Below are 4,903 nucleotides of genomic sequence, written 5' to 3' on the forward strand. Positions count from 1 at the left end.
TGTTCCATCACCCAGACACTCGAGACATAAGCCGCTCATCAACGGATTGAAAAACCGCCATCCTTTTGATGGTCGGCTTATGCTGGTCGTGTCTTTCGGGGTGATTCCACATTTGAACACTTTCCTACGGGGGAACGGTGAGCTTCCTCGCTCGTTTCACTCCCTGCGGGATCTCACCTAGTCCCTTCTCCCATGGGAGTCTCGCCATTTCCCCACCAACCCAGCCATTTTATGTGAACGGACCCTTCTAGAAGAGAAAGATTCTCCTACTTAATCTTGATTAAATGCTTTAATGACAGGCTATTGCGGGTCATTACATCCTTAAGATAGGTATAAAGACACTGTCTAATTCCTCATCACGCAGGTGATCTTGAAGGTGTTTCGAGCCTCTCATTTCAGTAAGGTCCGGAGGGGGACGATGTAGACTCCTGTGGGATAAACATGATCGGTGAGACCCCGGAAGTCGAAGACTGAGGAGGCTCAGCACATGCCCACGGAAAGCGAAATCGTCCCCCTACGGACCTTTCCTCTCACAAAAATCTCGAAATCGAGTCTTACACAATCCGGCCCTATTGCGTAATAAGCCTCTTATGAAAAATCAACAATAAACTTTAATAGAGCCTGGTCTTTAGTAAGATTAACAAGACATAAAGCTACAGGTAGGCAGGATGATTTAAAATTGGCATACCACTGGTATAATAAGGGGTACAAGCACAAAGGAGGTCCATCTATGAAAGATACGGGTTTAGTTTTAGAAGGCGGAGGCATGAGGGGAGCTTATACGGCAGGTGTTCTGGATTTCTTTCATGACGAAGGAATCCAATTCCCATTTGTGGTAGGTGCTTCAGCAGGTGCCTGCAATGGAAGCTCCTATGTAGCGGGACAGAGAGGAAGAAATTATGAAGTCATGGTTGAATACGGGGATCATCCCGAGTACATATCCTATAAACGAATGTTTACAAAACGTCAGTTATTTGGAATGGATTTTATTTTTGATAAACTTCCGAATGATCTGGTTCCGTTTGATTATGAATCGTTTCAATCAAAGAAGGCTGATTTTGTAGTAGGAACCACTAATCTTGAAACCGGGGAGCCCCTCTTTTATGATCATTTCCCCACTAGGGAAAGTTTGTTGAAAGTGATGCGTGCTTCGAGTTCTCTTCCCTTGATTGCACCGAGCATTATGTATGAAGGAAAACAATTGATGGATGGGGGGATTTCCGATCCTATTCCCGTTGGCCCTTCGATTAAGCATGGAAACGCTAAACATGTATTCGTGTTAACTAGGAATGACGGTTATTTAAAAGGAAAGATGAAATTGGGCTGGTATTTTAACCGGAAATATAGACAGTTTCCGATGTTCGCTAAATCTTTGATTAACCGCCATGAACGCTATAACGAAAAATTGAAAGAGGTGAAGCGGATGGAACAATCGGGGGAAGCCTTTGTACTCCGTCCCATGAAGCCGCTTCAGGTAAGCCGCATTGAAAGGAACCGGGATCGTCTTCACCAGTTGTACACTCAAGGATACGAGGAAGCGCAAAGTCAGGCCGATCAATTGGCAGCCTTTTTACAAACCTGAGGGAAGGGATGATCTGAATGAAGAGAAGCGAACAAATCAAGTCCGCCATTATTCATACCTTCAAGGAGCATCAAAATGAAGAGAACAGGCCGGCTATGGAAGCCTACATGAAACATCAGTTCCAGTTTTATGGCATTAAAAGTCCTGAGCGCACAGCCATTCTGCGTCCGATCTATAAAGAATATAGGACGATTTCGGAAACGGAACGGATGGATGCGGCCATCCTGCTATTTCAGCAGCCAGAAAGGGAATGTCATTATGCAGCTCTTGCATTATTGGAAAAAGGTGTGAAGAAAGCCGTTCCATCTTCTATCGCGGTTTATAAAGAGCTGATGATGACGGCCTCATGGTGGGATACCGTGGATATGATCGCGTCCAATTTATGCGGTGGGTATTTTAAGCGTTATCCTGAACGGCTAAGATCCATCACTGAGAATTGGAGCCATTCTGGTAACCTTTGGATCCGGCGCTCCAGCATGCTTCATCAATTAAAGTATAAAGAGCAGACAGATAAGGAATTATTATTCGAGACGGCACGCCAGCTGAAGGATGAGAAAGAGTTTTTTATTGAAAAAGCTATAGGCTGGGCGCTTCGCGAGTATAGTAAAACAGATGCGAAGGCCGTAGTCCAATTATTGGAGTCGGAATCATTCCGGCCTTTGACCAAAAGAGAAGGATTAAAGTGGGCAAAGAATAAAGGGCTGTTAACTTCTTAAGTTTATTCTCCACGGGATATGTTCATAATGGTTGTATCATGAACACGGGGAGATGCTTTGTATGGAGAAATGGATTGATTATTCTGTACTGGATCATGTGATTGCGATGTTAAATGATGATGTGATTCGAATGATCGGATTGAAGCCGGAGCATGTACAGTTTTTTCTTGTTTTTGTCCTGGTTATGTCCTTGATGTGGGTTGCTCGTCCCATCATTGAATGGATGATGGTGAAAAACTGGAATACCTTTGCGAGCTATTTTACAAGCAGCTTAATTACGATTGCTTTTTTACAGCTCGTGGACAGGTATGCGATGAGTCAGGAGCAGTCGGCACTTCCGGATTACTACTGGTCTATTTGTCTGCTTGCGGTCAGCAGCTATGGAGTCATGTACGTACTATTTAAAATGTGCAAAAAAACATGGACTCACCTGAGAGAGCGGGCGAAAAAACAGGCAGCGTAGTTTTCTGAAACCTTCTGCCTTTACAATTCGTAAAGCTTACAGAAGGGGGAATACACCATGATGATGGAATTTAACATGACGCTGCTTTTCACCTTTCTTTTATTTGGTCTGCTTCTATTGGTTTTAAATATCGTAACGAGTATATGGTCCTACCGTGACTCACGAAGAAAAGGGAGGAGTCCGGAGTTTGCCATAATGGTTTTGCTTGGTACCTTGTTTTTCCCTGTCATAGGTCTCATTGTCTATTTAGTCATCAGGAATGATATTTAGAACACCCTCTCTGCAAGGGTGTTTTTTTATGGTTCTCTCCTGTTGAATAAGGAGTTCTTTAAGACGATATATAGAGAGAATGAACAAAGATAGGAAGGACGATAACCTATGGAAAATCAGCAAGGCGTACTCCTGGAAAGTGGAACCAACGAGCTGGAAATCGTAGAATTCGGCATTGGATCCAATCGATTCGGCATCAACGTAATTAAAGTAAAAGAGATACTTAACACGCAGCCTATTACCCATATTCCTCACTCCCATCCTTCCGTGGAAGGAATTATAGAAATAAGAGGGGAAGTCGTGCCTGTGGTTGATACCGCTCACGCCCTTGGCTTTACCCCTTCTGCACAACCTGCTCAGGATAAATTCATTCTAGCGGAGTTTAATCAAATGAAAATTGTTTTTCATGTGCATACGGTCACACGAATTCACCGAATTTCCTGGGAGCAGATGGAGAAACCGAAAAAGATGTATCAAGGCTTGGAAACGAAAATAACAGGCATTGTAAAAATGGAGGGCGGCATGCTGCTGCTTTTAGACTTTGAAAAAGTGGCCGCTGATATTAGTCCAGAATCCAGTATCAATAAGGAACAGTTACGGAACCTTGGGGAAAGGGAGAGATCCGAAAAAAGGATTATGGTCGTTGAAGATTCCAGCCTGCTTCGGGCGTTGCTACAGGAGACACTTGAAGAAGCGGGGTATGACCAGACTGTGGTATTCGAGGACGGAAAAGAGGCACTGGATCATCTTAAGCAGCTAGTGGATGAAGGAAAAGTGGTAGAAGAAGAATACCAGTTGGTCATTACGGACATTGAAATGCCGCAGATCGATGGACATCATCTGACGAGAGTGGTTAAAGAAAGTGAAGAGCTGAAGGCTCTGCCGGTTATCATTTTTTCTTCTTTAATTACAAATGATCTTCTCTACAAAGGGGAAAAGGTTGGAGCGGATGCACAAGTATCCAAACCTGAAATTCTTGAACTGGTCAAATGGATCGATCACTATATCTTATAACGAAAGAAAGCCGCTGAATCCCAGCGGCTTTCTCTGCATTATTTTTCGATATTCAACCGTTTGTAAAGTTCATCGTGCCAGGCATATGCCTGCTTGGATAATGTTTCAGGTCCGGTTTTGGTAGGGGACGCCTCAACAATGATTTTTTGCTGATGCTCCGACAGATGTTCAAAAGCAGCACGCATTTCTGTTGTGTATTCCATGTATTTTTTTAGATGGTATTGGAAATCTTCCAGCATATCAGTACTCATTTGTATCATCCTCCTCTACAACCTCTATTTCCTTATTATTCAAGCAGTAAAACATGGTTCAGAACATCCCGGAAAATTAATTATGCTTACGACGTCTTTGGTTCCACGGGGATACATCGCGCTGGCCAAGAAAACTGGCAGCCGGACGGGATTGAGAGGCGTAGGCTGGCTGCTTCTGCACAGGCTGTTCCCAGTTCAAATAGCGGTAAAGTATTCGTTTGGCTTTGGAAAGAGACAGTTTTGGTTTCGGATTCCTGTACGACTGGTCGACTTTACCGAGGTGTTCTAACTGGTCGAAATCCTGTTTATTCGCTGGAATATGAAAGTAGTACCCGGCAATTTCAATGAGGAGGGTGGAATGCTGCTGGCTGAGTTTAGGGTGATCTGAGAAATGGAGTCCAATTTTTTTTGCGCGGCTTTCCTGCAGAAGTTTATCAATTGTATATTTTTTTATATCATATAAGTGTTTAGGTTCGGGTGCCGTTTTTGCGTGTCGGTTAACAATAAACAGGGATTCGGCCAGTTCTCTGTTTGAGAGAGCATAATTCTTCATAACATTTCTCCTTTCTATCCAATTGTGTAAATCTATCATATGTGTTTTTTGTTA

General features: G+C 43.3%; 8 protein-coding genes. 6 read left to right on the forward strand and 2 right to left on the reverse strand.

All coding sequences use genetic code 11. The features are described 5' to 3' along the window. The 6 genes from WAM07_RS01255 to WAM07_RS01280 all read left to right on the forward strand — a co-directional run. Positions 1-181 (forward strand): hypothetical protein (locus WAM07_RS01255; RefSeq protein WP_422164097.1); only part of this gene is annotated, 181 nt, incomplete at its 5' end. Positions 182-730: 549 nt separating this feature from the next. Next, positions 731-1,582 (forward strand): patatin-like phospholipase family protein, encoded by an 852-nt coding sequence (locus WAM07_RS01260; protein ID WP_422164098.1) that lies wholly within the window; start codon positions 731-733, stop codon positions 1,580-1,582. A 17-nt stretch (positions 1,583-1,599) separates the two neighbouring features. Beyond that, complete coding sequence (locus WAM07_RS01265) at positions 1,600-2,298, forward strand: DNA alkylation repair protein (RefSeq protein WP_422164100.1); 699 nt, start codon at positions 1,600-1,602, stop codon at positions 2,296-2,298. A 61-nt stretch (positions 2,299-2,359) separates the two neighbouring features. Continuing rightward, the gene (locus WAM07_RS01270; protein WP_422164102.1) at positions 2,360-2,761 is read left to right on the forward strand and encodes a hypothetical protein; all 402 of its coding nucleotides are present in this window, start codon (positions 2,360-2,362) and stop codon (positions 2,759-2,761) included. A gap of 60 nt (positions 2,762-2,821) precedes the next feature. Beyond that, positions 2,822-3,031 (forward strand): PLDc N-terminal domain-containing protein, encoded by a 210-nt coding sequence (locus tag WAM07_RS01275; RefSeq protein WP_422164106.1) that lies wholly within the window; start codon positions 2,822-2,824, stop codon positions 3,029-3,031. Between the two features lie 108 nt (positions 3,032-3,139). After that, positions 3,140-4,045 (forward strand): chemotaxis protein, encoded by a 906-nt coding sequence (locus WAM07_RS01280; RefSeq protein WP_422164103.1) that lies wholly within the window; start codon positions 3,140-3,142, stop codon positions 4,043-4,045. A 38-nt stretch (positions 4,046-4,083) separates the two neighbouring features. Here the strand turns inward: WAM07_RS01280 and WAM07_RS01285 are convergent, their stop codons facing one another. Together WAM07_RS01285 and WAM07_RS01290 are read right to left on the reverse strand one after the other, a co-directional pair. Further along, the gene (locus tag WAM07_RS01285) at positions 4,084-4,296 is read right to left on the reverse strand and encodes a hypothetical protein (protein ID WP_139205846.1); all 213 of its coding nucleotides are present in this window, start codon (positions 4,294-4,296) and stop codon (positions 4,084-4,086) included. A 76-nt stretch (positions 4,297-4,372) separates the two neighbouring features. Beyond that, entirely contained in the window at positions 4,373-4,849 is a 477-nt protein-coding gene (locus WAM07_RS01290) for a YkyB family protein (RefSeq protein WP_422164104.1), read from the reverse strand. Positions 4,850-4,903: the final 54 nt, after the last annotated feature.

The organism is Halobacillus sp., assembly GCF_049282395.1.
Classification (GTDB): Bacteria; Bacillota; Bacilli; order Bacillales; family Halobacillaceae; genus Halobacillus.